This window comes from Hyphomonas polymorpha PS728, from assembly GCF_000685315.1.
Taxonomy (GTDB): Bacteria; Pseudomonadota; Alphaproteobacteria; order Caulobacterales; family Hyphomonadaceae; genus Hyphomonas; species Hyphomonas polymorpha.
The window spans coordinates 96,511-121,449 of the sequence record NZ_ARYM01000001.1 but is presented as its reverse complement, the minus strand read 5'-3'; the positions used below and the strand labels follow the sequence as shown (position 1 = coordinate 121,449).

Genomic DNA, 24,939 nt, shown 5'->3' with positions numbered 1-24,939 from the left:
GAAGTCAGGATCTTGGGGTTTCGGCCGGTGCCTTCACCGGGTTGAGCGTAAGCGAAGCGGTGGCTCTCGCGGCTTCCTTGCCGCGGGAGTCGAAAAGGTCGGCCTCGGCGAACACCATCGCCCGGCCGACATTGCGAAGCCGCGCGGCCACCTCGATGGGGCCAACGCGGACGGGGCGGAGGAAATGCGTGTGCAGATCCACCGTGGAAGGATATTTCGATGTGCCGGCCTTGATGGTCGTCAGCATGCCGATGGCATCATCCATCATCGCCACGAGATAACCACCCTGGATATAGCCGGCGGGATTTGTGAATTCCGGGCTGCCATTGAACCGGACGCGCGTGGTCATCGCCTTCGCGTCCAGCTCAACAAGCTCAAAGCCGAGGGACACCGAGCTGCGCGCGGGGTTTGGGAAGACTTCGCGGAGCAGGTGCCGGTCAGGCATGATACCTCAGAGCGTCCTCGCGATCAGCATTTTCATCACTTCGTTGGCGCCGCCATAGATGCGCTGGACGCGGGCATCGGCATACATCTGGGCGATGGGATATTCATCCATATAGCCAAAGCCGCCATGCAGCTGGAGGCATTCGTCGATGATCTTGCACTGAAGATCCGAGATCCAGTATTTCGACATCGAGGCCGTGGACGCATCCAGCTCCTCCTTCAGGAGAAGCTCTGTACAGTGATCAGCGAACACTTTTGCGACAGTTGCCTCGGTCTTGCATTCAGCGAGCTTGAACTGGGTGTTCTGGAAATCGAAGATCGTCTGGCCAAACGCCTTGCGGCCTTTGACATAGTTCACGGTCTCGTGGATGGCGCGCTCGATCATGCCGACGCCCTGAAGGCCGATGATATGGCGCTCCTGCGGGAGTTTCTGCATCAGCTGGATGAAGCCCTTACCCTCTTCCCCGCCCAGCAGGTGAGCGGCCGGCACACGCACGTCGTCGAAGAACAGCTCGGAGGTGTCGGCGGCGTGCTGGCCCACCTTGTCGAGGTTGCGGCCACGGCGGAAGCCGCCTGCGCCTTCAACCGCGTCTGTCTCGACACAGATGATCGAGATGCCCTTGGCGCCCTTGCTCGGGTCTGTCTTCACGCAGAGGAGAATCAGGTCAGCTGTCTGGCCGTTTGAGATGAAGGTCTTCGAGCCATTGATGACATAGTGATCGCCGTCCAGCTTCGCCGTCGTCTTCATGCCTTGAAGGTCAGATCCTGCGCCCGGCTCGGTCATCGCGATGGCGGTGACGAGGTCGCCGGAGCAGATTTTCGGCAGCCAGCGCTGCTTCTGCTCTTCGGTGCCATAGGCGGTGATGTAGGGGGCGATGATGGCATTGTGCAGCGTGATGCCAAAGCCGTCGATGCCCTTCCATTGCTGCTGCTCAATGATGATGGCCTCATGGCGGAAGTCCCCGCCTGCGCCGCCATATTCTTCCGGAACCGACGCGCCGAGCAGGCCCATCTCGCCGGCCTTCTTCCAGATCTCGCGCGGCACGATACCGGCCTTGCGCCAGGCGGGCACATGCGGGGCGCATTCCTTCTCGAAGAACTGGCCCACAGCATCGGCGAAAATGTCGAGCTCTTCATCCTGGCGCCAGGCAGCCTTGGGGACGTTCAGAGGGCTCTCATGCATCGGTATCTCCACATCTTGTCGTAGCGTAAAGTTGCCGCTTACGTTCACGTCAGCATGTAAGCGTGGCGGCCCGGATTCTCCAGCCGTGCCGCCACGTCAGGGATACCGCGTCAGAATTGCGCGGCGTCGAGCGCCATCATGGCGGCCGCGCCGGTCTTCACCTTGATGAGGTGGGCGCCGGCATCGGGCAGCATCCGCTCGACAAAGTAACGGCCGGTGGCGATCTTGGACGCATAGAACGGGTCGCCGCCCTCCTGCTTTTCCAGCGCAATCTTCGCCATGCGGGCCCACATATAGGCCAGCGCGGTGAGGCCCATCAGGTGCAGATAATCATGGCTGGAAGCACCGGCATTGTTGAAGTCGCTCATGCCATTCTGCATCAGCCACATCGTGCCATCCTGAAGCTGGGCACGGACGGTTTTCAGGCCCTCGATGAAGGGCTCAAGGCCTTCCATCTTTTCATTGGCAGAGATGAATTCGTCGATCTCGCCGAAGAAGGAGAAGACCGCGCGGCCCCCGTTTGCGCCGAGTTTACGGCCAACGAGATCCAGCGCCTGCACGCCATTGGTGCCCTCATAGATCAGGGTGATGCGGCAATCGCGGACGATCTGCTCAAGGCCCCATTCGCGGGTGAAGCCTGAGCCGCCATGCACCTGCAGGCCGAGATTGGCGCTCTCATAGCCCTTGTGCGTAAGATAGGCTTTCACCACCGGCGTCAGCAGGGCCATATAGTCGCCTGCCTTCTCGCGGACTTTCTCGTCGGGAGATTTGTGCTGCAGGTCGCCCTGGAAAGCCATCCAGTAGGTGAAGGCGCGGCCGCCCTCGATGAAGGCTTTCTGTTCCAGCAGCATGCGGCGCACATCGGGATGAACGATAATCGGGTCTGCCGGCTTTTCGGGAGCCTGCGCGCCCGTGAGCGAGCGGCCCTGAACGCGGTCCTTGGCGAAGTCGAGCGAGTTCTGATAGGCTATCTCTGCCTGGGAAAGCCCCTGCAGGCCCACGCCAAGGCGCGCTTCGTTCATCATCACGAACATCGTGCGCATGCCCTTGTGCTCTTCCCCGACGAGCCAGCCGGTGGCGCCATCATGGTTCATCACGCAGGTCGCGTTGCCATGGATGCCCATCTTCTCTTCCAGGCCGCCGCAATAGACGGCGTTGCGCTCGCCGAGGCTGCCATCTTCGTTGACCAGGAATTTCGGCACGAGGAACAGCGAGATGCCCTTGATGCCTTCCGGGCCGCCTTCGATGCGGGCGAGAACAAGGTGGATGATGTTGTCGGTAAGGTCCTGTTCGCCGCCGGAAATCCAGATTTTCTGGCCGGTGATCTTGTAGCTGCCATCCGCTTGCGGAACGGCCTTGGTCTTGATCAGGCCGAGGTCAGTGCCGCAATGGGGCTCGGTCAGGTTCATGGTGCCGGCCCATTCGCCCGACGCCATCTTCGGCCCGTATTTCTGCTTCTGCTCGTCAGACCCGCCAGCCATCAGCGCCTGGAAAGCGCCATGGGTGAGGCCGGGATACATGCCGAACGCCATGTTCGAGGAGGAGACCATCTCGGTCCAGGCGATGTTGACGACATGGGGAAGCCCCTGCCCGCCCATATCCGGCTCGGTCGCCAGCAGCGGCCAGCCATTCTCGACCAGCTGCTTGTAAGCATCGGGGAACCCATCCGGCGTCTTCACGCTGGCATCAGCAGCGCGCTTGCAGCCCTGCTTGTCGCCCACCGCGTTCAGCGGGAACAGCACATTCTTGGCGAACTTGGCGCCCTCATCGAGGATCTGGTCGACTGTCTCGGGCGCGGCATCGGCAAAGCCCGGAAGGTTTGAATAGTTCTGCAGCTCAAGCACTTCGTGCAGCACGAACTGCATGTCACGGACGGGGGCATCATAACGGGGCATCTTCAGACGACTCCTTGGAATGAGTAAGTTTGGCGCCTTCAATGCCAAAGCGCGTTGGAAAAGTCATTCCAACGCGCTTCATTATCTTCAAAAATGTCAGTAACGGTCAATCAGACTTCGTCGAGCTGCTTGCGGGCAACCTGTTCATAAGCGGCTGCCTGGCGCTTGGTCTCTTCCGACGGGCCAGGATTTTCGACGATGCCCTGCAGCCAGTCGATGCCCTTATAAAGTTCAGTCAGGGCGGTATCGATATCCTGGCGCTGGACTTCCAGTTCGCGGGCCTGCTTGCGGAATTTCTCCAGCATCATGCGCGTCTGGGCACGTTTGCCGTCATTCAGCGCATAGAGGTCGAGAATTTCACGAATGTCGGCCAGCGGCAGGCCAAGACGCTTCAGGCGGACGATGATGGTGAGGCGCGCGCGGTCGCGGTTGGAATAAAGGCGCATCATGCCGTCGCGGGCCGGATGCAGCATGTCCTTGTCTTCATAGAAGCGCAGGGCGCGGGGCGTAACGCCAAACTCGCGGGCGAGTTCGGAGATCGTGTAAGTACGTGATTCTGCAGCAGAAATGGATGAAGTTGGCTTGTGCATGGCTGTCTCCCTTGAAGTGCAATTTTTATTGTTCTTATTATTAGTCAGCGCAGACTATCCAGCTTTCCGCGTACGTCAACGTCAATTTTCCGCTTACGCGAACGGAAAGTGTTGGCACGCCCTCTGACAGCTTCCTGCAGCCAGGCTAGTCCCCGGAATTAACAGAATTAACGCGCCCTTAAGGGAATAAGCCGCATTTCTCCCGAAGTATGAACAAATCGGCCGTTCGCCTTAACCCGGCGCAGCGGTGCGGGTGCGCAAGGAGTGGGCGCGATGAGCCAGACGGGGCCCTGGAGCGTAAAAGGGATAGATCAGCGTGCCCGGGAAGCCGCGCGCGAAGCCGCGATGGCTGAGGGAATCACGCTGGGTGAGTATCTCAACCGCCTGCTGATGTCGGCTGACGAACCTCATTATGAGGAGATGCGCTCTCCTTATGAGGGGCCGTCCTATGGCAATCCGTCCTACCGCAATCCGCCCCGCCCCCCGCGCAGCGACTATCGCGGCGAGCCCCGTCCCCAGCAGGACGCCGCCACCGCGCTTGAGCGCCTTTCCCGCCGCATCGAGGCCACCGAGGCCCGCTCCACCCTCGCCATTACCGGCATCGACCATACCGTGCTGGGTCTCGTCGCCCGCATCCAGAATGCCGAGCAGACCAGCGCCGCCGTGGCCGGCCATGTCGAAGGCCTGATCGATGAGATGCGCGAAACGCATGAGGCGCTGCAGGCCAAAGTCCGCCGGATGGAGCAGGACGAGACCGGCAAGCAGAACATTGAAGCCCTGAAAGCGCTCGAAGCCGCCCTCGGGAAGCTCGCCAATCATGTTTACGAAGAAGCCGAGCTGACCCAGAACGAAGCGCTCGCCATCAAGGGCCGCGTCGAGTCCGGTTTTGCCGATGTCACCGAGCGCGTCGAGACCATCGACACCCGCGTTCAGCGCACACTATCGGAAACTGCCGCCCGCATCGACCGCGCCGTCGAACAGGCTGAGCAGCGCGCCGAAGGCGTCACCCGCCACCTCTCCGAACGGATGGGGCAGCTGGAAACGGAAGTGCGCGAACAGGCATCAAAACTCGAAAGCCGGTTTGATGATCTGGAACTGCAAACCGCCGCCAGCGCCGCCGACACTCAGAAGGCAGAGGAACGCCTGAACGCGGTTGAGGATGACGTGTCCGGCGCACTGTCCTCGATGGAGGCAACGCTCCTGCGCGTTCAGGAACGCCTGAACCGCGCCGAGACCACAACCGACGCAGCCCTGAAGGGCCTTGAATCCACCTTCGCTTCGCTCGACGAACGCATCGATGCCGTCGCCAAGACCGTTGACCCGGAACTGGCCGATCGTCTGCGTAAGGAATTTGACGCACGCTTTGAAGACATCACCCAGCTTGTGCGCTCCACCGTCGACAATGCGCGGATGGAACTGGCCGGTGAGATCACCCGCGCCGCCGAACACGACGCAGAAACCGAAACGCAGCTGCGCACCGAAATCGGTGAACTGAAGGCGCGCCTGGCGGAAGTGGAAGCGCGGGATCCCGAAGAACTGACCTCCGGCGTGCGCGAAGAAATCGAGCGCCTCGGCACAACCGTCACGGAACGGATCGATGCGCTGGCAGAGCATGTCGAGACCCGCCTGGAAGAAAGCGAGATCCGCGGCGCCGAAGCCATCGAACAGGTTGGCGAGCAGGTCACGGTTGCGGCGGTCCGCCTCCAGAAGCGTCAGGACGAAGCCCTCACCGCGCTTGCCCAGGAAATCGAAGCCAGCCGCAAATCGGCCGATGCGCGCCTCTCCGACGCGCTGGCGAGCGTGTCCGAGCGCCTCGAAGAGATTCACAATCAGTCCACCGACTCCCTCTCCCCGATGCAGCGCGCCATCGCCACGCTGGCCTCGCGCCTCGAGAGCCTGGAAGCCTTCACCGTGCCGCCCGGCGCCGAGCTGCCGCCCCCTGCCCTGACCCCCGAACCGCCCACGAGCTTCACCGAAGAAGTCGCCGCCGATCCCTATGCAGAGACGGAAACCTCTGCCGAAGATAGCGATGAGGACGCGCATGGCGAGTTTGAAGCCGGCCTTCCCGAAATCGCCTTTGAAGACCTGGTGCCGGATGCTCCGCAGGCCGAAGAAGCAGACTTCAGCTCCGGCTTTGAAGACTGGGACGCGCCCGCCGAGACAGACGCAGAAGCCCAGCCGGAAGAAGAAAGCCCCTTCGGCTCAGATTTCGAAGCCATTCGCGCCGCCGTCGAGCGCCTGAGCAATGTCAGCGCGCAAGCCGCCGCGCCCGCGCTGGAAGAGACCGAAGACAGCGCGCCCGAGCTCGCCGCGCCTGCGATCAGCGAAGATGTGTTTGACGACGCATTCGAGCACGACTTTGAAGATGATCTGGACGACAGCCAGTTCATGGCCGGTATTCCCGATACGGCCCCGCCGGATATCGGGGCAGAAGACTATGATCCGTTGGCAGAACTCGCCGGGCTGGAAGAAGCCCGCAGCGAGGCACGCGAGTCGGACATCTTCGATGACGAGATCGAAGGGGCGCCCTTCATCGCCGAAACACTGCCGAATGCTGATCGCGATGATGCCTCCGGCCTGATCGACACGCTGGACAATGCCGCCACCGACCGTGACGCGGAAACAACCGACTACATCGCCCGCGCGCGCCGCGCCGCGCTGGCCGCGGCCGACACGCAGGGCAAGCCCCGCCGCACGCCGGTCTCCCCGGCCAAGCAGACAAAGCCCTCCAGCAATCGCGCGCCGCTGCTGATTGCCGCCTCCGCTGCCGTGCTGACCGGCGCGGCCGCCGGCGGTTATCTCTACCTGCGCGGCAAGCAGCCGCATGATCCCTCCCTCTCCGGGCCGGTCGACACCTATGTTGATCCGATCTTCGCCTCTGCGCCACCGATCGAGGCCGACCTCCAGCAACTGGCGAGGCTCGACGCGGCCGCGGGCTCTCTCCCGCTGCAGGGCGTCCCTGCCGAAGAAGACGAACTCTTCGACAGCGCCGCAGGCGCCATCGAGGAAGACATCTTCGGCTTGCCCGGCGCCGTGGCTGCCGAGACAGCCCCCGCGCCTGCGCCGGCCGCTGCGCCCAAGGCACCCCCGCCGGCAGACGTGCCGACCATCGCCTCCCTCAGCCCACAGCCCACCGCCAGCTATCCAGCCATCCCGGCCGTGGTGACGGTCGAGTCTGAAGCCAATGCCGGCAATGCGATTGCCCAATACCAGCTGGCGCAAAGCTATCTGACGCAGAATGATCTGGACGCGGCCATTCCCCTGCTGCGCCGCGCCGCCCTCAAGGGCGCAGCGCCTGCGCAGTATGACCTCGGCAAACTCTATGAGCAGGGCCTGGGCGTTGATCAGGACATGATCGAGGCGCGCAGCCTGATCGCCAAGGCGGCTGTGGCAGGCCATGTCGGCGCGATGTACGATCTCGCCCTCTTCATGGCCGAAGGCGAAGGCGGCGAACTGGATGAAGCCGGCGCCGTGGAATGGTTCAGCAAGGCCGCCGATCACGGCTTCCTGGACGCTCAATACAATCTCGGCGTGATGTATGCCGAAGGCATCGGCGCCGGGCAGGATCTGGCCGAAGCGCTCTACTGGTTCGAACTGGCCTCCCGCAAGGGCGACAGCGCCGCTGCTCTGGAAGTCCGCAACCTGACCGGCCGTCTGCCGCCGGAAACCGTGCGCGAAGTTATGGAAGCCGCCGATGTGTGGAGCGAGCTGCCAAGCATCGCGCTCGCCAATGGCCGCTTCGGCGCCCAGCGCTGGAACACGGGCAACCCGCTGCAGGTTCAGGCCGTGCAGACGGCGCTCTCCCGGCTTGGCTATCTCTCCAGCCAGCCTGACGGGTGATCGGTCCGCAAACGGCAAATGCCATCCGCGAGTATCAGCGCAGCGAAGGTCTCGCCGTAACCGGCACCGTGACGCCCGAGCTGATCGAGCGCCTCAACACCGGCGCGTCGCGCGGCCGGGGCTGAGGCGCCCTTTCCTAGTCTGCCAAGGGCGCGGTGAGGTCGATCCGGCCAATCTCGGTGACCTTGCCGTCTTCAACGCGGCCTTCCACCAGTTCGGAATTGATCAGCGCCAGCACGCGCCCGCCGGTGAAGATCGGGCGGGCATTCCCATACCAGTCGATACAGGACACTTCGCAGGTGTAACCGGTCTCCGAAGGCAGCTGCGGATCGCGGCGCGTGGCGTCCAGCATACCGGCCTCCGCCAGGCCACCATCAGGCGCCGCCGCAATATAGCTCATGTCGGAGCTGGCCGACCACCACCACCAGCGATCCGCCTCCTCTGACCGCGGAACAGTCGGCAGGCCGATCAGGCCCGCCCCATCGGCGCCAATGCCGCTGTTGAAGGCGTGGCTGCGGCTCTCGCTCTCATAGCGCCCCTTCAGCGTGATCGTTCCGGAGATGCGCGGCTCCGCTCTGAGGTCGATCAGCGACAGGCTGAGGCCTTTGTTGTCATGGTATCCGGTCAGCGCCATGTATGGCCCCGCCCGCTCGGCGCGGATCACGTCATGCGTCAGCTCCACCGTCACCGGCTGGTCCGGCGCATCGACCGGCACAATGATCGCGCGGCCCGCATCCCGTGTCTCGCCATCCCCTGGCGGCCAGCTGCCCCAGCCTTCGCGCGCACCATAGACCAGATGCTTTTCCGTGAAGCGGGCTTCATAGTCAGAGGCGCCCGGCGTCGGCAGGTCAAAGTAACGTCCGCCAGCGGTATCGTGGAACACGTCATCGAGCTCACTCAGCGGCACGTCGAAGAAAGTGAGATCGGCTTCATCCTTGCTGTCCCAGCTATCACAATCGCGGTGGCGCCAGTCGAGCACGGCACGGAAGGTGCCCGCGTCCATATCCATCGAGAACTGGTTCTGCGGCGCGCCGCGCACGCCGAGCACCGCCGGCTTCGCCCCATCAGTAGGCAGACGCACCAGCGCTGAAGGCGCAAGATCGGCAAGCTGCGGGCGCGGGCCTTCCGAACATTCCGGATAGCGCGCACGCTCACCGAGATCCCGCTCCCGCTCATCATCGGTAGGGCTCATCCAGAGCCAGAAGGCATCCTTGGTCACCAGGAACTCATGCGTCTCGGTTCCGACAATCGCGGTCGCCTTGCAGGCAGGCACGGTGCCATCGCTGACCCCGGCAATATCGCACACCGTCACTGTATGGATCACCGGCTTCAGCGTCTGCTGAACCGGCATCCAGATGTCGGTGGCGCTGAACAGCGGGCGGCCATCTTCAAGCTCCGTACGCTCACGGAACCCGTCCCCCTCCTCCTGGCGCCATTCGCGGATCACCGGGATCTCCAACTCATCCCACCATCCCCGGCCCACCAGATAGATCGGCGTATGGATGACCAGCTTTCCGTCGATCATCCGCGTCGCATAGTTGGAGCCGGAATAATAATCGTTGGAAGAAATGTAGAAGGTCGCCTGCCGCGTCACCTTCCCATCTTCGCCAAGGTTCAGCACCGTGTATTCGGTGGCTTCCTCGCGATAGGAATATCCGGTCACCAAGATCGTGCGCCCGGCGACGAGCACTTCATCATACCAGGTGTCTTCATGGCTGGAGCGATAGACATTCGCGCGGTCTGCCAGCTTCAGGCCCGGCTCTCCGCCCGGCATCAGGTCGGTCACGAAGAGGCGCCCATCCTGAAGGATCACCAGATGCTGGCCGATCTGCTTGATGATGCCGCCTTCATCCACGCCGGCTTTCTGGTTGTTGGTGATCTCGGGATTGTCTGCCGACCCCGGAACGGCGCTGCCGGTCACGGTGACTTCCTGCGAAGGCGCAGCCTCCGCTGCCGGCGCAGGCGTGCCAACCGCCATCGCCATATCCGCCGTAGGCGCCGGCGCGGAAAGCACCGGATAGGGCCGGCCGATGCCGCGCGCGTCAGCGGCCTCGCGCGTTGCCCGGATCCAGTCCTTGAATTCCTCTTCGCTGCGGAACTTCGAAAGCGATGTTGCGCGCAGCCCGGCAAGCGCCGGGTCTTCAAACGCGGCGAGCGTTTCGTCCTGCTCCGGCACTTTGAAATCCGCATAGCGGTTCTGGTCGGCTGCAGGCGGCTCGGGCGGATCCACGAAGGTCTGCCGGGGTGAAAAATAAGCGCAGCCGCTGACGGCAAGTGCGACCAGCGGCAATCCGAGATAGCGTTTCATGATGTGCGTCCCCTCAAACGTATGCGCACACTACCGCATGCGACTGCGGCGGAGTAGTGGCAGACCCGTGGCAAGGCTGGCGCGGCGTCCGGTGTTCCCTTCTCCGAAAAACCGATCTAGTCCTCTGGCCCATGACGAACTCGAACGACATGCCCCTCGCCGCCAAGCCCATCAACCGCGCCGCCCACCGCCGCAATGATGAGGCCTGGCTTGAAACCGCCATCCAGCAGGACAACGCCCTGATCCTCATGCTGCGCGCAGGCGAACCTTTTGTCGCCAGTGATGGCGGGCTCTACTGGTTCGGCCCCGAAGCGCTGCGCATCTCGCCCGGCAGCCCGCGCCTCTTCCTCGGCGAAGACAAATCCGGCGCGCCGGTCTTCGCGCTCGACCTTCCGGCAAAGTTCGATGTGGCCAGCTCCCTGATCGCCGGCGCAGGAGAGTTCCTCGATTTCCGCCAGGCGTCTGCGCGCATGCCGGACATGGATGCCAACTGCGCGTCCACCGCGCGCAGTCTTTTCCTGTGGCACCAGAGCCACAGGTACTGCGCAAAATGCGGCGGGCAGAATGGCATCGTCGAAGCGGGATGGAAGGCACAGTGCGCCGCGTGCGGCGCCGAACATTTTCCGCGTACCGATCCTGTCGCCATCATGCTTGCCGTAAGAGGCGAGCGTGCGCTGATCGGTCGTCAGAAGTTCTGGCCTGCCGGCTTCATGTCCTGCCTCGCCGGCTTCTGCGAACCAGGCGAAACGATCGAGCAGGCTGCCTCGCGCGAGATGATGGAAGAAGCCGGAATCCAGTGTGATCCCGCCAGAGCAGAGTATGTTGCCTGCCAGCCCTGGCCCTTTCCTTCCTCGCTGATGATGGGCTTTATTCTGCCTGCTGACTCAGAGGAAATCGTCATCGACTCAAAGGAGCTTGAGAGCGCGCGATGGGTCACGCGCGAAGAGATGCGAGACATCCTCAACGGCACGCATGGCGAACTCTTCTGCCCGCCGCCGACCGCCATTGCCCATCACATCATGAAGGTCTGGGCCTTCCGGAACGATTGATCGTGTACGGACTGCTACACGGATTCTCCTCATTTGTGAAAATCAGGAGTTGATTTCTCCCGAATCACGATATTATTGGCTGGCCAGATGATAGGAGATCAGACATGGCAGTTGCAAAGAAACCCGCCGCTAAAGCTGCCACCAAAGCAGCCCCGGCAAAAAAACCGGCCGCTAAAAAACCGGCCGCGAAAAAGAAGTAAGTCTACGGACAATCTTCACATGAAACGGGCGAGCTGGTCTCGCCCGTTTTTTTATATTCAAATCAAGGCATTATGACACTGCTCGCCCCGCGCCGCCGATCATTGATCTGCCGCTGATGTTTTACATACCGCGCGCATCTCTTTTCGCCGCAGCGTCTTCTTCAAACCCTGAGAGCCCCCGGCTTCCCCGGCCTGCGGATGCCTGCGCAACCGGTCCCTGCGTGCCCGGATCACCTCTTCCGGTTGAGGTCTGGCCAGATCTCGTCGGCCTGCGCGATGAAGCCCGGGATGTCGCCTTCCCACTTCTCCTGAACCGCTCCGTTATAGTTCAGGTAGAGCTTGCCATCGACAATCTTCCAGAAGCGCGCATCGCCCTTGGCGTGGTAGCCTTGGCTGACAGCCCAGGCGCAATACCCTCCATATTGAGGGGCGTACTTTTCCGGATCCCCGAGAAAGGCATCGCGATTGGCCGCGCTGACAAATCGGAAAATCGCGCCCTTGTATTCGGCGGTGAAATCCTTTGACCCCTTGCTGGGTTTTCCGTCCTTGAAATAGGCAACCGGATCATACCCCTGCACTGCAACATCAGAGAAGAGGTCGGTATAGACCGGCGGCTCTGCGGCAGCAGGCGCAGGCAGGATCAGCATGGGCGAAGCCGCCATCAGAAGGGCAACAACAAGCGTGCGGGGTTTCATCCGTGAGGAACCTTTTCTTTTGAAGCCAGTTCTTCTGAAGGCAGTTCTTCTGAAGGCAGGGAAGCTGGCGCCGGAACCAGCGCGCGGGAAAGCGCGCGTCCGGCTTCGAACAATGTCTCGCGCCCTGCGATGAGCATCCCCAGCGAGGAGAGCCACACCACAACTGCCATTACAAACAGGCCACCGCCATCATCGTCGGGATCAACGCCCAGCGGCGTGAAGAGATGAAAGCTCACCGCGCCGGTCATGATGGCGGCGGCGATCAGCGCGCCGATGACCCGCAGGCGCTTCAGGCGCGGCGCAAGGCTGGCAAGCAGCAGCGCGGACGCCACAAGCTCTGCGCTGCCGATAACATACTGGCTGAAGAGACCCGTCTGCGCGAAGAGGCCCGCCGCGCCCAGGCTTGCCGCCCAAGCATCGAGCTTGCCAAAGATGGTCTGCGTCTCCGGCGCGTTGGTAAACTTGAAGCGCAGGCTGTCGAGAAACACGCCTGCGGCGGTCAGGCTATAGGCCGGCCCGGCAAGATTTTTAAGATGAATGGCCAAGGGCCCCTCCCCATATGTCTGGTGGCCTCATATGCGCCCGCTTGGGTTTTTGCGGCAAAGCAAGTAGTCGTGAATACTCTACACAGCCGCGTGATGGCGGCCCGTCAGTTTCCGGAGGACCGGTTTGGACAGAATTGAAGCCATGCAACTGTTCGTGCGGGTTGCCGATGCCGGCAGCTTTTCGCGCGCGGCTGCCGATCTCGAACTGGGCCAGCCGACTGTCTCGCGGCGGATCCAGGATTTGGAAGCCAGCCTTGGCACAACCCTCTTCCAGCGGACGACCCGCGCCCTCAGCCTGACCGAGGCGGGCGAGCGCTTCTATCGCCGCGCGGTCGATATCCTCACCGAGTTTGATGAAGCCGAAGCCGAAGCGCGCGGGCTGGAACATTCACCGGTCGGGCTGCTTCGCGTGTCCTGCTCGCACTCCTTTGCCCGGCGGGTCGTCGCGCCTGCCGTGCCGGTCTTCCTCGCCGCCTATCCCAGCATCCGGTTCGACCTTGTCTCTGACGATTCGCTCACGGACCTTGTTGCCGAAGGGGTCGACATTGCCTTCCGCCTGGGAGAGCTGCGCGACTCGCGGCTGATGGCAAAGAAACTCGGAGAGGCGCCGCAGGTACTCTGGGCGTCACCCGATTACATTGCCCGCCACGGCGCGCCGCAGACGGTGGAAGAGGTCGTCAATCATAATGCCGTCGTCTTCCGCCACACGCGCCAGACGGTCTGGGATCTGCGGCGCGGCGAGGAACATTTCGAAGCGCGCGTCGATGGCCCTTTCCGCGCATCCTCAGGTGAGACACTGCTGGAAGCCGCCGCGGGCGGGCTTGGCATTCTGCTGGCGCCTGCCTGGCTCGCGTCTGAATGTTTCGGGGATCAGCGTCTGGTCCGTGTGCTGCCGGAATGGCAGGGCCCTTCCCTGCCGATCCATGCAGTGTGGACTTCCGGAAAGCTGCGCGGCAAGGCGCGGCTGTTCGTGGAACATATTGAACCGGCCATCGCGCATGCCTGCTCGATGGCACGGCTGGAGGCGGCTACAGCCGCGCGTTGATCGCCTTCGGGAAGACGCCGAGGATCTTCAGCGACTGAGAGAAGAAGCCAAGTTCTTCCAGAGCGAGCTGCACCGGGCGCTGGTCGGGATGCCCTTCAATCTCAGCATAGAATTGCGAAGCCTCGAACGAGCCGCCGACGAGATAGCTTTCCAGCTTCGTCATGTTGACGCCATTGGTGGCAAACCCGCCGAGCCCTTTATAGAGCGCCGCCGGGATGTTGCGCACCTCGAAGATGAAGGCGGTCTTGGCCGGGCCGTCGCCGGCATCGATTTCGGCAGGCTCGCGCGACATGATGACGAAACGCGTCGTGTTATGGGCCGCGTCCTCGATGTTCTCCGCCAGGATTTCGAGGCCGTAGACTTCCGCAGCCAGGCGGGGGGCAATCGCGGCGATGCTGGGATCGCCGAGTTCGGAAACCTCCCGTGCCGCCCCGGCGGTGTCGGCAGCGGTCACCGGGTCAATGGCATGCTTGCGCAGGAAGTTGCGGCACTGGCCCAGCCCCATGATATGCGAGCGGGCCTTCCGGACATCACCCAGTTTCGTCCCAGGCAGAGCCATCAGCTGAAACCGGATGGGCAGGTAATATTCCCCGGTGATGTGCAACTGGGTGGTGGGCAGCAGATAGTGAATATCGCCCACCCGGCCGGCGATGGTGTTTTCCACCGGGATCATGGCAAGGTCCGCATCGCGGCGTTCCACCGCGATGAAACAGTCCTCGAAGGTCCGGCAGGCCATCGGCTCGAAGCCCGGGAACGCTTCGCTGCAAGCGATATGCGAGTTCGCGCCGGGTTCGCCCTGATAGGCAATTTTGCTGGTCATGCCGGAAATCCCTGTCTGAATGACCCCCGGCATGCGTCTGATCGCCGCGACGGCGGGGGGAAGCGCCCCGAACAGGCACCCGTTATATTGTGCGCTCCCGGTTAGCGTGCCAAAAGGCGCGCGCCAAGACAGAATAACGCTACAGATTCGAAGGAATGCCTCATGGGAGAGCTCGGTCTAAACAAGATCTTCGGAGCGCTGCTCGCAAGCGCGCTCGGCATCATGTTCCTCATGCAGCTCCCGAACGTGGTGTTCGCCAGCGGCGCTGGCCATCACGGCGATGAGCACGGTGAGGCAGCCTCGCTTTCGGAGCAGATGTGCCAGAAGTTCCATTATTGCGTGGAAGTGGCCGAAGCCGCCGGTGCTGGCGCAGCCGCTGCAGAAGAAGTGTTCGACCTGGGCGCGGCCCTAGCCAGCGCGGACCTGACGCGCGGCGAGCGCCTGTTCGCCAGCCAGTGCTCCACCTGCCACACCATCAACCAGGGCGGCGCAAACGGCACTGGCCCCAATCTTTACAACACTGTAGGCGCCGACAAGGCCCACATCCCCGGCTTCGCCTATTCGGGCGCCATGAACAATGCCGAGGGTACCTGGACCTATGAGAACCTCGACGAGTGGATCAAGAACCCGGCCGCCTATCTGCGCGGTACGTCGATGTCCTTTGCCGGTATCCGCCGTGACAATGACCGCGCTGCCGTGATTGCCTATCTGGCCGCCAATACCGCAAACCCGCCTGCCTTCCCGGAGCCGCTGCCGGTGGCTGATGAAGACATCGATGCTGTTCCGAGCGATGGCGAACTGATCGACGGGGAAGCTGTTCCTGTTGAAGGCGCTGTTGTTCCGGCCGAAGGCGAAGCGGCACCGGCTGAAGAGGGCGCCGCCCCTGCCGAAGCCCCGGTGGAACCGGCTCCGGTGGAAGAAGCCCCGGCCGAGTAATCTGGCCAGCCAATACCCCATCAAACGTCAAACCCCGGCCTTGGCCGGGGTTTTTCGTTTGGGAACAAGGGGATACACTTCAGTCTGCGAGCCAGGCCGGGCGTTTGCCGCGTTCGGCCGCCAGATCGATCCGCCGCACGCCGGTGACCGGGCCTGCGATCTTGCCAATTCGCTCAACGGCCTCGGCCAGGGGTTCTTCAGCAACGGCCATGTGATGGGCGTTGGCGTGCAGCAGCGTGTCAGGCGCGATCAGAATACCGGCATGGCCATCCCAAAACACGACATCGCCGCGACAGAGCCGGACATTTCCGGACACTTCGGTACCAACCCAGGCCCCCTGCATGTCAGAATCGCGCGGCAAGAGGACACCGCACGCCTCAAACGCCTGCTGGAGGAGCCCCGAACAATCGAGCCCCAGACTTTCCCGCCCGCCCCAGAGATAGGGCGCGCCGAGAAAGCGGAGGGCGACGGCGGCGGGGTCATCCTCAAAGCTGCCGGGACTGGCAAGATGCCGCTCATGGACCCAGCCGGCCCGGGCGCACTCCACCCAGGGGCCTTCCCGGCGGCCAGTGGCGGCGACCCGGGCGCCGAGGCTGAGCATGAAATGCGGGGCGGATTTGAGATCGGCCTGCGAGAAGGCATAGGTGCGCAGGGCAGAGACCTTATGGGTGACCGGGCGGATGGGCGCCGAAAGGGCCTCCATCAGCGCCCAGCCGACATACCTGTCCCGCTGGCACTGGACGAGGCCGAACTCGCCCTCTTCCCGGAACACCTCAACGGCTTCCCCATGCAGGGCGAAGGTGGAGACGAGGCCATCCGGGGCGGGCGTTTCGCGGAGGGCGAGCGCGCCGGCGGTGACCTGGAAGGGCGCCCCTTCCCCCTGGGGGCGGGCGAGGCGCTTGTCACTGAAAACCGGCATGGCGGGCGGCCTCCCTGAGGGGCAGCCCGGCCTCAGGCCACCGCAGAATTGCGGCGGGAGGGCTTGCCCGAGCCTGTTTCTTCGCCGGAAGCGGCCGCCAGCACAAGCCGGGCGAAGGCGCGCAGATAGCCCATGCCCTCAGGCGTACGCTCGACGAAGATCGAGCGCAGATCTGTGTCGTCCGGCAGGCGGCGGATGAAATCGAGGCGCTCCAGCGCATCGAGCGCGCGGGTGACCGCCGGCTTGGCAATGCCGAGATGTTCGGCAAGGCCGCGGACGGTGTGCGGGCCGGGGGTGAGCGCGATGGTCATCAGGACCGCCTGCTGGCGCGCGGTGAGATCGGGCGCATCCGACCGGACGGAGGCCGTGACCGCTTTGCGCCAGAGTTCCAGACCATCCCGCTCCGACAATTGCATCCCGGCCATGCCTCCACGCTACGATTATTCCGCTACGAGACAGAATCTCAGGTGATTTGCCGGTAGCGTCCAGTGCCTCTTGCGGTGTTCCCCCTTCACATTCGGCACAAAACACCAGACATTAGAGCCATGGCCCAGTCACACACTCATGATCATGCTTCCGCCAACACGCCCTGCGCCCCGCAGGATGTGGACGCCTTCCTGGCCGAGGCCGAAGCACTGGTGGTCCGCAAGGGCCAGCGGATGACACGCATCCGCCGCAAGGTGCTGCGCCTGCTGCTGGAGAATGAGGGGCCGGCAAAGGCCTATGACCTGCTGGCCAATCTGGACGGGGAAGGCGCGGCCAAGCCGCCGACCATCTACCGGGCGCTGGACTTCCTTCAGGAGACGGGCCTCGTCCACAAGATCGAAAGCCTCAACGCCTATGTGGCGTGCGGCCATACGAGCCATAATCATTCGGCGGTGTTCCTGATCTGCGATATCTGCCAGAACGCCGAGGAACTTCACGCCGTGGCCACCAGCCAGGCGCTCAAAAAAGAAACCGAAGCCGCCGGCTTCCAGATGACCCGCGCCGTGATCGAAGTGCGCGGGCGGTGCAGGAGATGTCACGCATGATCCCACTCTGGCAGGGTAGCTGTAACCAGTGGGATTGCGATGAGATGGGGCACATGAATGTGCGCATCTATGTCGAAAAACAGCTGGAGGGCCTTGTGGCCCTGGCCCATGAGCTGGGCCTGCCGGAGGCTTTCCGGCAGAATGCGCCCTCGACCATCATTCCCGTGGACCAGCATATCCGCTTTGTGCGCGAGGTGCTTCCGGGCAAGCCGATTTCGATGCGCGGCTGTATCCTGGAAATCGGGGAAAGCGACGCGGTGGTGTATCAGGAGCTGCGCCACTCGGACGGCGCGCTGGCGGCCTCTTTCCGCACGCGGATCCGCCATATCGATACGACCGAAGGCGAAGCCTTTCCCTGGACGCGCAAGACCCGCGCCCGGATGGAAGCCCTGAAGGGCGAGACGCCGGAAGAGGCCCTGCCCCGCAGTTTTGATCCCGATGCGCCGGGAATGCCGGTTTCGGAGATCACGCTGGATTATGCCAAATCCGTTGGCGCGCCGCGCATCGGCATGGGCGCCGTGCCGCCCGGCCATTGCGGCGTACACGGATGGATGGAACCTTCCTGGTTTATCGGGCGCCTGTCTGACATGGTGCCGAACCTGCTTTACGACTGGCGGATGCGCGTGGGCACGAGCAATGGCGGCAAGCGCATGGGCGCGGCCGTTCTGGAATACCGCCTGCGCTACCACCGCTATCCGCGCGCGGGCGACCTGTTTGTGGCGCACTCTTCCTTTGGCGGCGTGGTGGGCAAGACCCATTCCCTTGTTCACTGGGTGATGGACCCGGCCACCGGCGCCCCCTGGGCGACGAGCCAGGTGGTGGCCATCACGCTGGACCTCGACGCGCGCAAGGCCGTGGCCGCCCCGCCCGAGATGCTGGGCGAATTGGAGAAGATCGCGCCGAAGGGCCTGACGATCTGACCGCCCCAACGGCAGGGATTTACAAGCCCCGCCCTCTCCGCCGATGGTGCCGCCTGCACCAAAACGGGAGAGAAACGACATGGCCGCTTATGTAATCCTGATCCGCGAGAAACTGCGCGATGGCGAGGCGATGGCGCGCTATGGCAAGGCCGCCGCCGACGCGCGGGGCGATCACCAGATCACGCCGCTGGCCTTTTATGGCAAGCATGAAGTGACCGAAGGGGCCGATGCCGATGGCGTAGTGATCCTCTCCTTCCCGACCATGGCCGAAGCCAAGGCCTGGTATGAGAGCCCCGCCTATACGCAGGCGCGCGGCCACCGCTATCAGGCGGCGGACTATCGCGTGATCTTCGTCGAAGGCGTCTAAGGGCGCACCCCTTCCCCAATCCTCACAATCTCCGTGAGCAGAAGATCGAGATCGCTTTCCTGCGTGCGGTGATTGGTGAGGTTGATGCGGATGGCGAGGCGGCCCTTGAGCCGCGTGGTGGAAGGGGCCGCCACGCCGCTTTCCTGAAGGCGCAGCACGATTTCCTCGTTCAGCGCGTCCAGCGCGGCTTCCTCCAGCCCTTCCGGGCGCAGACGGAAGCAACAGATATTGAGCCGCGCCGGGGCGAGCAGTTCGAAGCGCGGATCAGCCGCGACCTTGCCTGAAAGATAAGCTGCCTGCGCGCAATTCGTCGCAATGGCGGCGCCAAGGCGCTCCGTGCCAAAGCCGGCAATCTGGGACCAGACCTTCAGGGCACGGAAGCCGCGCGACAGCTCCGGCCCATATTCCACCGGCCAGGGATTGCCCGCGGCGATGCCGCGTTCGGTGCCCTTCAAATAGTCTGGCCGATCCGAGAAGGCGTGGCGGTGATGGGCTTCCTCACGCACCAGAACGCAGCCGGCATCATAGTTTACATGCAGCCATTTATGGAAATCGAAGGCGATGGAATCAGCCTGGCTGATGGCGGCAAAGCGGCTGGCATGTTCGGGCGAGAGGCGGGCGAGCGCGCCGAAAGCGCCGTCAATATGGAACCAGAGACCTTCGGCCTTTGCGATGCCGGAAAGCTCCGCCAGCGGATCGGTTGAGCCGGTGTTGACGGTGCCGGCTGTGCCGATGATGAGGAAGGGCGTGAGGCCCGCGTCCCGGTCTGCCTGAATGGCGGCGCGCAGGGCGCCCGTATCCATCTCATAGGCATCGTTGACGGGAATACGGCGCAGCGCCTCTGTGCCCAGGCCCAGAACATCGAAGGCGCGCGGATTGCAGGCATGGGCCTCAGCCGAAGCATAGCCCACCAGCCTGTCGCCGCAGATACCTTCCTTCCGGCTACGGAAGTCCAGCGCTGCGTCGCGCGCGGTCTTTACCGCGATGACCGTGGCGAGCGATGTGCCCGAAACGATGAGGCCGCTGGCGGTTTCGGGAAAGCCGAACATCTCGCGGCACCAGGCGATGACCTGCCGCTCGACATAAATGGCGCCATGATCGCGCCCGCCGGCATTGGCGTTGAGGGCGCTGGCCACGATTTCGGCCAGCAGGTTCTGCGGCGTGCCCGAGCCATGCACCCAGCCGAAGAAGCGGGGATGGGTGTTGCCCACGCCATAGGGGAGTAGCGCGGCGAGCTGGCTGGCAAGCTCGGCCTCGCCCTGCCCTTCCTGCGGGAGCGGGCGCGCGAAGGCGGCCTTCATCTCCGGCGGAAACGGCGTCCAGACGCGGCCTTCGCGATTGGCGGTCATCTTGTCGATGGCGGCGTCGAGCAGCTCGTGCGCGGTCTGGCGGAAGGCGGCCCAGTCGGCAGGGTCGAGCCCCTGGCCGGGGGCGGGTGATTTGGGGTCGGTCATGGGAGGACAGGCCTTTGGAAACTGGGCGCTTACTGACTCGCCCAGAGGATGCGCGCAATCCAGGCAATCTCGGAGGGCCTGAATTCCCTCGGGTCATAGGCCGGGTTGAGGGAGGCGAGTTCGATGGTGCGGGCGTTGCGCTTGGCCAGCACCTTGGCCATCACTTCGCCGGAGGTGGTTTTGGCGACGACCCGGTCTCCGATCTTCACTTCCGCGCCGGGGGCGACGATGATCCGGTCGCCGGCGCGATAGGCTGGCTCCATCGAATCGCCACTGATTTCAAGGGCATAGACCGTCTCGGCGCCGAGGCCGGGGAAGCGGACTTCCTCCCAGCCGGCGCCGACGGGGAAGCCGGCATCGTCAAAGAAGCCATCCTGGCCGGCCTGGGCGAAGCCGATGAGGGGGGCCGAGCCCCCCCGGCGGCCTTCGACCAGGGCAGCGAAATCGTCAAAGCCGGCGCCGACCGCTTCGAGGGCGCGGGCGAGGCTTTCGGTGCTGGGCCAGCGGGGGCGGCCATCGGCGCCTTCGCGCTTGGACGGGTTGAAGCTGGTAGGGTCGAGCCCCGCCCGCCTGGCCAGGGCCGAGGGGGTGAGGCCGTGATGGGCGGCGAGCTGGTCAAGCCCCCGCCAGATGTCCTTGTGCTGCATCAGGATGCGCCATTTTGAAACGGTGGAATATATTCCTATTGCAGGAATTTTTCCCTATCGTCAACGGGTTGGGGGCGTCCAGTCGGACGGCGGCACATGGCGGCGGCGCAGGCGGATGGCGAGGCCGAGGGCGACGCCCACGCCAATGGCGATGGTGAGGTCAGCGGCGACCGTGAGCACCAGTGTCAGCAGCAGGAGCAGCCGGTCTTCCAGGGGGAGTTTTGCATAATCGCGCCATTTGTCCGGCTCGGACATGTTCCAGGCGGTGAGCAGCAAAAGCCCGGCCAGGGCGGGTAAAACCAGCTGCCCGGCAAGGCCAGAGAGGGACAGCATGATGACCAGCAGGGTCAAGGCATGGACAATTCCGGACACCGGCGTCTGCCCACCGGCCTTCACATTCGTGGCGGTGCGGGCAATCGCGCCGGTCGCGGGCAGACCGCCGAAAAGCCCCGATCCGAGATTGGCCGCGCCCTGGGCGATGAGTTCCGCATTGGGGCGATGGCGCCCACCGATCATCCGGTCTGCCACCATGGCAGAAAGGAGCGATTCGACCCCGGCCAGGAAGGCGATGATGAAGGCCGACGGCAGCAGCTCGCGCAGGCGGGCGAGCGTGATCTCCGGCAGGCCGGGCATGGGCAGGCTGGAAGGGAGATCGCCGAAGCGGCTGGCGATGGTATCGACGGGGAGATGGGCGAAGGCGGCGACTGCCGAGGTGAGCCCGACAGCGGCGATGAGGCCTGGCCAGCGGGGCGCGAGGCGCCGGAAGAGGACGATCAGCAGGATGGTGGAAAGGCCGATGCCGAGGGCGGCGGGATTGAAGCTTTCCCTGCCCTCCCAGAGGGCGGGCAGCTTGTGCAGGAAATCTGCGGGCAGATTATCAATCTGCAGCCCGAAGAGATCCTTGAGCTGGCTGGTGGCGATGATCAGGGCGATGCCGATGGTGAAGCCGTTGACCACCGCTTCGGGGATGAACTGGATGAGGTTGCCGAGCCGCAGGGCGCCGGCCAGCAGCAGGATGAGTCCGGCCATCAGCGTGGCCAGCACCAGCCCGTCAAAGCCGTGATGGGCGATGACGCCATAGACAACCACGATGAACGCCCCGGTTGGCCCGCCGATCTGCACCCGGCTGCCGCCGAGGGCAGAGATGAGGAAGCCGCCGATGATCGCCGTGACGAGGCCGACGCCGGGTTCCGCGCCCGAGGCGATGGCGATGGCGAGGCTGAGCGGGAGGGCGACCATGGCGACCGTGACACCGGCGAAGGCATCTGCCGCGAAGAGTTTAGGCGTGTAGGTCTTGAGGGTGGTAAGGAGTTTCGGGGTCACATCGCTGGCGGGCGCGAGGATTTGCGGGCGTCCGTACTTCAGGAAGATCTAAAGTAAGCCGGGGGCGCGCGCAACTGTGACGGTTATTCGCACCGAAACGGTCAGAGCCGCCAGCCGCCAGAGGCCGCGCCGCCGGGGCGGACATCCGGGATCAGATGTTTGCGGGGCAGCGAATAGACCCTTCCCTCCCCCATGGCAAAAGCCATGCAGCCTTCGGGGAAGACGGCAGAAAAGGCCGTATCCAGAATATTGAGGCCGCCGGCAAAGGCGCCCATGGCGGGCATGACGAGGCGGGCGCCGTCCGACGCGAAGCAGCGGCGGCGGACCGAGCGCCCGCGCCCGGAAACCTTCGCCACGGGGTGAAGGTGGCCGGCAACCTCGCCCGCCTCCCCTTCCGGCTCGTGCCGGAAGACGAGACCATCGAGGCGCAGCACCCTGGCCGCGCGCCCGCCGAGATGGGCCGGGGGATCGGGATCATGGTTGCCCTCGATCCACACCCAGTCATGCGCGGCCGTCAGCGCGCGGATGCGCTGGGCATAGGGCGGCGGCAGGCGATGTTCCGACTGGCGATCATGGAAACTGTCGCCCAGGGAAAGGATGGTTTCCGGCCGCAGGGCGGCGCAGAGGGCTTCGAGCCGCGTGAGGGTGGCGCCGGTATCATAAGGGGGCAGAAGCTGGCCGGCGGCCGCGTAGTTCGAGCCTTTTTCCAGATGCAGGTCTGACACCACCAGCAACCGCCGCGCGGCCCACCAGAGGCCGCCCTCCGGCAGCGGCGTCAGCAGCTCTCCGGCCAGATGGAGCAGCGTTTCACTGGGAAGGGCGCGGGCGGACGTCATGCAGAGGAGGATTGGCGCGGCGCGGGGGCCGGGTCAACAGGGCGGCGGCAGGAGGAACAGGGCAGGAAGATGCCACCCCGGAACAGGGGGGAGGCGCTGGCGAAGCTGGGGCCGGGGCATTAGGCGCAGCGCTTTTGGCCCGAGAGGCGGGGCCTTCGGGGGGTTTTGCTTCGGCGGTTAGGTGGTCCCGGCTCAATCGGCGGCTTTGCCGCCTTTGGCCGGGATAACAGGTTAGGAGGTATCCGTCTGCCAGCGGAGGGAATCCTGGGCGGCGAGGTTCATATCCTGAAGGACATTGCGGAAGGGCGCATAGAGATGGCGCGTGTCGCCGGGGATGCGCGTGAAGGCGAGGCGGTGGGGCGCCCTGCCATCTGCCTCGGCGCGGGCGCAGCGGCGCAGATACCGGCGTGCCTCGCGCCAGGGGTTCAGATAAGCCCGCTCCAGCGCGAAGAGGCGGCGCAGGAGACGGGTCTGGCTGGCAGTTTCAATTTCATCCGCTGACGGACGAGGCTTTGGCGCCGGGAGCGACGGCGTGGGCGTGTCCAGAAAAAGAATGCGGGGCAGCGCGGCCTCCGGCGCCGGGCGCGGGCGTCGGGCGCGCGGCTCTGCCTCTGTCAGGCAGAAGACCGGATAGCGGATGCCCGGCTGCGCCTTGGGCGGAGCTTTCGGCGCAGGGCGCGCAGAAGCGGCCGGGCGCAGGACAGGCTGGGGCAGCGTGCCGGCCAGCAGGAGGATCGCGCGGCGCACAGTCGCCTCGGCCGGCACCACGAACCGGCGCAGGATGAGCCGCGTATAGGCCGCCGGCGGGGGCGCAGCGCCAAACTGGGCAAGCGCCGCGCGCGCCATGGCCATGAGCCCCAGCGCCAGCCCGGTCGCGCGGCGCAGGAGGGCGGCGACGCCTGTTTCATCTTCCGTCTGCGGATCTGTCTCGCTCATGCGTGCAAGTATAGGCATGAGCGAGAGGGGGGTGGACAAGGGGTGGCCCATTTTCTGTCAGCTCCCTGTGTTTGAAAGATTTTTCACGAGCAAACCTGCGGGATAAGCTGGCCGGGGGTTGCCTGAAGGACGGGGGCTGGCTAGGCCTTGCGGCCAATGCCCTGCCCCGGAGGCCTCCTTGCTCGCGCGCCGTAATGATCTGTCTGCCCTGAAGGACCGCTTTGCCCGGACCAGCCGCGTGCTGGTGCCGGGGATTTTTGAGCCGGATTTTGCCAGATCGGTGCTGGACACGGCGAAGCAGCATGATGGCTGGCTGCTGGTGACCCGCATTCAGGGGCAGCACCGGGAGTTTGACGCCGCGCAGATGGCGGCGCTGCCGGCCGAGCGGCTGGCGCCGTTCGAGGAGCTGGTGGCGGCCGAGGCGCGGGCGGGGTTCCAGTACCGGTTTGAACGGCATCTGCTGTATGACAATCTGCGGGCCGGAAAGCTGCCCGATGGGCCCTTGCGGCAGATGGCCGAGACGCTGAACTCGGAAGCCTTCATTGCGCTGCTGCATGACATCATGGGCGCAGACTATGTGGCGGGCGAGACATTCTGCGATGGGCAGCTGACACGCTACCGCGCCGGGCATTTCCTGACTTCGCATGATGACGAGCTGCCCGAGTTCCGGCGGATTGCGGCGTTCGTGGTGAACCTGACGCCAGACTGGAACGCCGATATGGGCGGCCTGCTGATGTTTACCGGAAAGGACGGGCATGTGCAGGAGGCGTTCACGCCGATGTTCAACACGCTCTCCTTCTTCAAGGTGCCTCAGCAGCATGCGGTGAGCGCGGTGGCGCCCTTTGCCAAGGGCGCGCGCCAGGCAGTGACCGGATGGCTGCGGCAGGGGCCCCCGCCCGCCCCTACCCCATAGCGTCGCGGAGGATGGCTGATGCGCGGCGTATAAGCCCCCGGGC

24 protein-coding genes are annotated in these 24,939 nt (G+C 64.2%); 9 read left to right on the top strand and 15 right to left on the bottom strand.

Translation table 11 applies throughout. From position 1 onward, the window contains the following. Window positions 1-4: 4 nt before the first annotated feature. From HPO_RS00660 to HPO_RS00645, 4 genes are all read right to left on the bottom strand, one after another. Window positions 5-445, bottom strand: a complete 441-nt coding sequence (locus HPO_RS00660; protein WP_051612121.1) for a PaaI family thioesterase — start codon at window positions 443-445, stop codon at window positions 5-7. 6 nt (window positions 446-451) lie between these two features. After that, window positions 452-1,627, bottom strand: coding sequence for an acyl-CoA dehydrogenase family protein (locus HPO_RS00655; protein ID WP_035593231.1), 1,176 nt, complete (start codon window positions 1,625-1,627; stop codon window positions 452-454). Between the two features lie 110 nt (window positions 1,628-1,737). Beyond that, window positions 1,738-3,522, bottom strand: coding sequence for an acyl-CoA dehydrogenase C-terminal domain-containing protein (locus HPO_RS00650; RefSeq protein WP_035593228.1), 1,785 nt, complete (start codon window positions 3,520-3,522; stop codon window positions 1,738-1,740). Between the two features lie 110 nt (window positions 3,523-3,632). Then, window positions 3,633-4,112 (bottom strand): MerR family transcriptional regulator, encoded by a 480-nt coding sequence (locus tag HPO_RS00645; protein WP_035593225.1) that lies wholly within the window; start codon window positions 4,110-4,112, stop codon window positions 3,633-3,635. A gap of 273 nt (window positions 4,113-4,385) precedes the next feature. Here HPO_RS00645 and HPO_RS00640 point away from each other — a divergent pair, with 273 nt between their 5' ends. Beyond that, window positions 4,386-7,952 carry an SEL1-like repeat protein gene (locus tag HPO_RS00640; RefSeq protein ID WP_035593211.1) on the top strand — a complete coding sequence of 1,189 codons (3,567 nt, stop codon included), beginning with the start codon at window positions 4,386-4,388 and terminating at the stop codon, window positions 7,950-7,952. Beyond that, window positions 7,949-8,077, top strand: coding sequence for a peptidoglycan-binding domain-containing protein (locus HPO_RS20155; protein ID WP_084324080.1), 129 nt, complete (start codon window positions 7,949-7,951; stop codon window positions 8,075-8,077). Before HPO_RS00640 ends, HPO_RS20155 begins: the two co-directional genes overlap by 4 nt. An 11-nt stretch (window positions 8,078-8,088) precedes the next feature. Here HPO_RS20155 and HPO_RS00635 read toward each other — a convergent pair whose 3' ends face one another. Then, entirely contained in the window at window positions 8,089-10,260 is a 2,172-nt protein-coding gene (locus HPO_RS00635) for a beta-propeller domain-containing protein (RefSeq protein WP_035593209.1), read from the bottom strand. Window positions 10,261-10,391: 131 nt separating this feature from the next. On the opposite strand from HPO_RS00635, the gene nudC reads away from it, so the two are divergent. Continuing rightward, window positions 10,392-11,309 carry an NAD(+) diphosphatase gene (gene nudC / locus HPO_RS00630; protein ID WP_051612120.1) on the top strand — a complete coding sequence of 306 codons (918 nt, stop codon included), beginning with the start codon at window positions 10,392-10,394 and terminating at the stop codon, window positions 11,307-11,309. Between the two features lie 430 nt (window positions 11,310-11,739). On the opposite strand, the gene HPO_RS00625 is transcribed toward nudC, so the two are convergent. Continuing rightward, entirely contained in the window at window positions 11,740-12,204 is a 465-nt protein-coding gene (locus HPO_RS00625; protein ID WP_035593207.1) for a YHS domain-containing (seleno)protein, read from the bottom strand. Continuing rightward, window positions 12,201-12,749 (bottom strand): hypothetical protein, encoded by a 549-nt coding sequence (locus tag HPO_RS00620; protein WP_241767842.1) that lies wholly within the window; start codon window positions 12,747-12,749, stop codon window positions 12,201-12,203. The genes HPO_RS00625 and HPO_RS00620 overlap by 4 nt, the downstream gene beginning before the upstream one ends. A 142-nt stretch (window positions 12,750-12,891) precedes the next feature. Here HPO_RS00620 and HPO_RS00615 point away from each other — a divergent pair, with 142 nt between their 5' ends. Next, window positions 12,892-13,794, top strand: a complete 903-nt coding sequence (locus HPO_RS00615) for a LysR family transcriptional regulator (RefSeq protein ID WP_233349245.1) — start codon at window positions 12,892-12,894, stop codon at window positions 13,792-13,794. On the opposite strand, the gene HPO_RS00610 is transcribed toward HPO_RS00615, so the two are convergent. Further along, window positions 13,778-14,614: a prephenate dehydratase gene (locus HPO_RS00610; RefSeq protein ID WP_035593606.1), complete on the bottom strand. Its 837-nt coding sequence runs from the start codon at window positions 14,612-14,614 to the stop codon at window positions 13,778-13,780. The two genes, HPO_RS00615 and HPO_RS00610, sit on opposite strands and share 17 nt — an antisense overlap. A gap of 162 nt (window positions 14,615-14,776) precedes the next feature. Here HPO_RS00610 and HPO_RS00605 point away from each other — a divergent pair, with 162 nt between their 5' ends. Continuing rightward, a complete protein-coding gene (locus HPO_RS00605; RefSeq protein WP_051612119.1) occupies window positions 14,777-15,550 on the top strand; it encodes a c-type cytochrome in 774 nt (257 codons plus the stop codon). A 79-nt stretch (window positions 15,551-15,629) separates the two neighbouring features. On the opposite strand, the gene HPO_RS00600 is transcribed toward HPO_RS00605, so the two are convergent. Continuing rightward, a complete protein-coding gene (locus HPO_RS00600) occupies window positions 15,630-16,469 on the bottom strand; it encodes a C40 family peptidase (RefSeq protein ID WP_035593202.1) in 840 nt (279 codons plus the stop codon). Between the two features lie 32 nt (window positions 16,470-16,501). Beyond that, window positions 16,502-16,894: a MarR family transcriptional regulator gene (locus tag HPO_RS00595; RefSeq protein WP_233349244.1), complete on the bottom strand. Its 393-nt coding sequence runs from the start codon at window positions 16,892-16,894 to the stop codon at window positions 16,502-16,504. Between the two features lie 120 nt (window positions 16,895-17,014). Between HPO_RS00595 and HPO_RS00590 the strand changes: the two genes are divergently transcribed. The 3 genes from HPO_RS00590 (at window position 17,015) to HPO_RS00580 (ending at window position 18,787) form a co-directional block, all read left to right on the top strand. Then, the gene (locus HPO_RS00590; protein WP_035593197.1) at window positions 17,015-17,500 is read left to right on the top strand and encodes a transcriptional repressor; all 486 of its coding nucleotides are present in this window, start codon (window positions 17,015-17,017) and stop codon (window positions 17,498-17,500) included. Continuing rightward, window positions 17,497-18,420 carry a thioesterase family protein gene (locus HPO_RS00585; RefSeq protein ID WP_051612118.1) on the top strand — a complete coding sequence of 308 codons (924 nt, stop codon included), beginning with the start codon at window positions 17,497-17,499 and terminating at the stop codon, window positions 18,418-18,420. The genes HPO_RS00590 and HPO_RS00585 overlap by 4 nt, the downstream gene beginning before the upstream one ends. A gap of 79 nt (window positions 18,421-18,499) precedes the next feature. Beyond that, window positions 18,500-18,787: a DUF1330 domain-containing protein gene (locus HPO_RS00580; protein WP_035593193.1), complete on the top strand. Its 288-nt coding sequence runs from the start codon at window positions 18,500-18,502 to the stop codon at window positions 18,785-18,787. Here the strand turns inward: HPO_RS00580 and HPO_RS00575 are convergent. The 5 genes from HPO_RS00575 to HPO_RS20445 all read right to left on the bottom strand — a co-directional run bounded on the left by HPO_RS00575 (window position 18,784) and on the right by HPO_RS20445 (window position 24,034). Next, complete coding sequence (locus HPO_RS00575; RefSeq protein ID WP_035593180.1) at window positions 18,784-20,241, bottom strand: pyridoxal phosphate-dependent decarboxylase family protein; 1,458 nt, start codon at window positions 20,239-20,241, stop codon at window positions 18,784-18,786. The two genes, HPO_RS00580 and HPO_RS00575, sit on opposite strands and share 4 nt — an antisense overlap. 29 nt (window positions 20,242-20,270) lie before the next feature. Then, window positions 20,271-20,888: a S24 family peptidase gene (locus HPO_RS00570; RefSeq protein ID WP_035593177.1), complete on the bottom strand. Its 618-nt coding sequence runs from the start codon at window positions 20,886-20,888 to the stop codon at window positions 20,271-20,273. A gap of 60 nt (window positions 20,889-20,948) precedes the next feature. Beyond that, a complete protein-coding gene (locus HPO_RS00565) occupies window positions 20,949-22,211 on the bottom strand; it encodes a SulP family inorganic anion transporter (protein WP_035593174.1) in 1,263 nt (420 codons plus the stop codon). Between the two features lie 101 nt (window positions 22,212-22,312). Next, a complete protein-coding gene (pdeM, locus tag HPO_RS00560) occupies window positions 22,313-23,047 on the bottom strand; it encodes a ligase-associated DNA damage response endonuclease PdeM (protein WP_051612117.1) in 735 nt (244 codons plus the stop codon). 231 nt (window positions 23,048-23,278) lie between these two features. After that, a complete protein-coding gene (locus HPO_RS20445) occupies window positions 23,279-24,034 on the bottom strand; it encodes a hypothetical protein (protein WP_157532582.1) in 756 nt (251 codons plus the stop codon). 127 nt (window positions 24,035-24,161) lie between these two features. Between HPO_RS20445 and HPO_RS00550 the strand changes: the two genes are divergently transcribed. Further along, complete coding sequence (locus HPO_RS00550; RefSeq protein WP_035593168.1) at window positions 24,162-24,896, top strand: 2OG-Fe(II) oxygenase; 735 nt, start codon at window positions 24,162-24,164, stop codon at window positions 24,894-24,896. The last annotated feature ends 43 nt before the right edge of the window (window positions 24,897-24,939 follow it).

Bases quoted from the DNA above. Each gene is read 5' to 3' on its own strand.
- HPO_RS00570 (WP_035593177.1), bottom strand. From the start codon at position 20,888: ATGCAGCACAAGGACATCTGGCGGGGGCTTGACCAGCTCGCCGCCCAT.
- HPO_RS00650 (WP_035593228.1), bottom strand. From the start codon at position 3,522: ATGCCCCGTTATGATGCCCCCGTCCGTGACATGCAGTTCGTGCTGCAC.
- HPO_RS00655 (WP_035593231.1), bottom strand. From the start codon at position 1,627: ATGCATGAGAGCCCTCTGAACGTCCCCAAGGCTGCCTGGCGCCAGGAT.
- HPO_RS00610 (WP_035593606.1), bottom strand. From the start codon at position 14,614: ATGACCAGCAAAATTGCCTATCAGGGCGAACCCGGCGCGAACTCGCAT.
- HPO_RS00625 (WP_035593207.1), bottom strand. From the start codon at position 12,204: ATGAAACCCCGCACGCTTGTTGTTGCCCTTCTGATGGCGGCTTCGCCC.
- HPO_RS00640 (WP_035593211.1), top strand. From the start codon at position 4,386: ATGAGCCAGACGGGGCCCTGGAGCGTAAAAGGGATAGATCAGCGTGCC.
- HPO_RS00635 (WP_035593209.1), bottom strand. From the start codon at position 10,260: ATGAAACGCTATCTCGGATTGCCGCTGGTCGCACTTGCCGTCAGCGGC.
- pdeM (WP_051612117.1), bottom strand. From the start codon at position 23,047: ATGACGTCCGCCCGCGCCCTTCCCAGTGAAACGCTGCTCCATCTGGCC.
- HPO_RS00645 (WP_035593225.1), bottom strand. From the start codon at position 4,112: ATGCACAAGCCAACTTCATCCATTTCTGCTGCAGAATCACGTACTTAC.
- HPO_RS00605 (WP_051612119.1), top strand. From the start codon at position 14,777: ATGGGAGAGCTCGGTCTAAACAAGATCTTCGGAGCGCTGCTCGCAAGC.
- nudC (WP_051612120.1), top strand. From the start codon at position 10,392: ATGACGAACTCGAACGACATGCCCCTCGCCGCCAAGCCCATCAACCGC.
- HPO_RS00575 (WP_035593180.1), bottom strand. From the start codon at position 20,241: ATGACCGACCCCAAATCACCCGCCCCCGGCCAGGGGCTCGACCCTGCC.
- HPO_RS00595 (WP_233349244.1), bottom strand. From the start codon at position 16,894: ATGGCCGGGATGCAATTGTCGGAGCGGGATGGTCTGGAACTCTGGCGC.
- HPO_RS00600 (WP_035593202.1), bottom strand. From the start codon at position 16,469: ATGCCGGTTTTCAGTGACAAGCGCCTCGCCCGCCCCCAGGGGGAAGGG.
- HPO_RS20445 (WP_157532582.1), bottom strand. From the start codon at position 24,034: ATGGGCCACCCCTTGTCCACCCCCCTCTCGCTCATGCCTATACTTGCA.
- HPO_RS00585 (WP_051612118.1), top strand. From the start codon at position 17,497: ATGATCCCACTCTGGCAGGGTAGCTGTAACCAGTGGGATTGCGATGAG.
- HPO_RS00580 (WP_035593193.1), top strand. From the start codon at position 18,500: ATGGCCGCTTATGTAATCCTGATCCGCGAGAAACTGCGCGATGGCGAG.
- HPO_RS00615 (WP_233349245.1), top strand. From the start codon at position 12,892: ATGCAACTGTTCGTGCGGGTTGCCGATGCCGGCAGCTTTTCGCGCGCG.
- HPO_RS00660 (WP_051612121.1), bottom strand. From the start codon at position 445: ATGCCTGACCGGCACCTGCTCCGCGAAGTCTTCCCAAACCCCGCGCGC.
- HPO_RS00590 (WP_035593197.1), top strand. From the start codon at position 17,015: ATGGCCCAGTCACACACTCATGATCATGCTTCCGCCAACACGCCCTGC.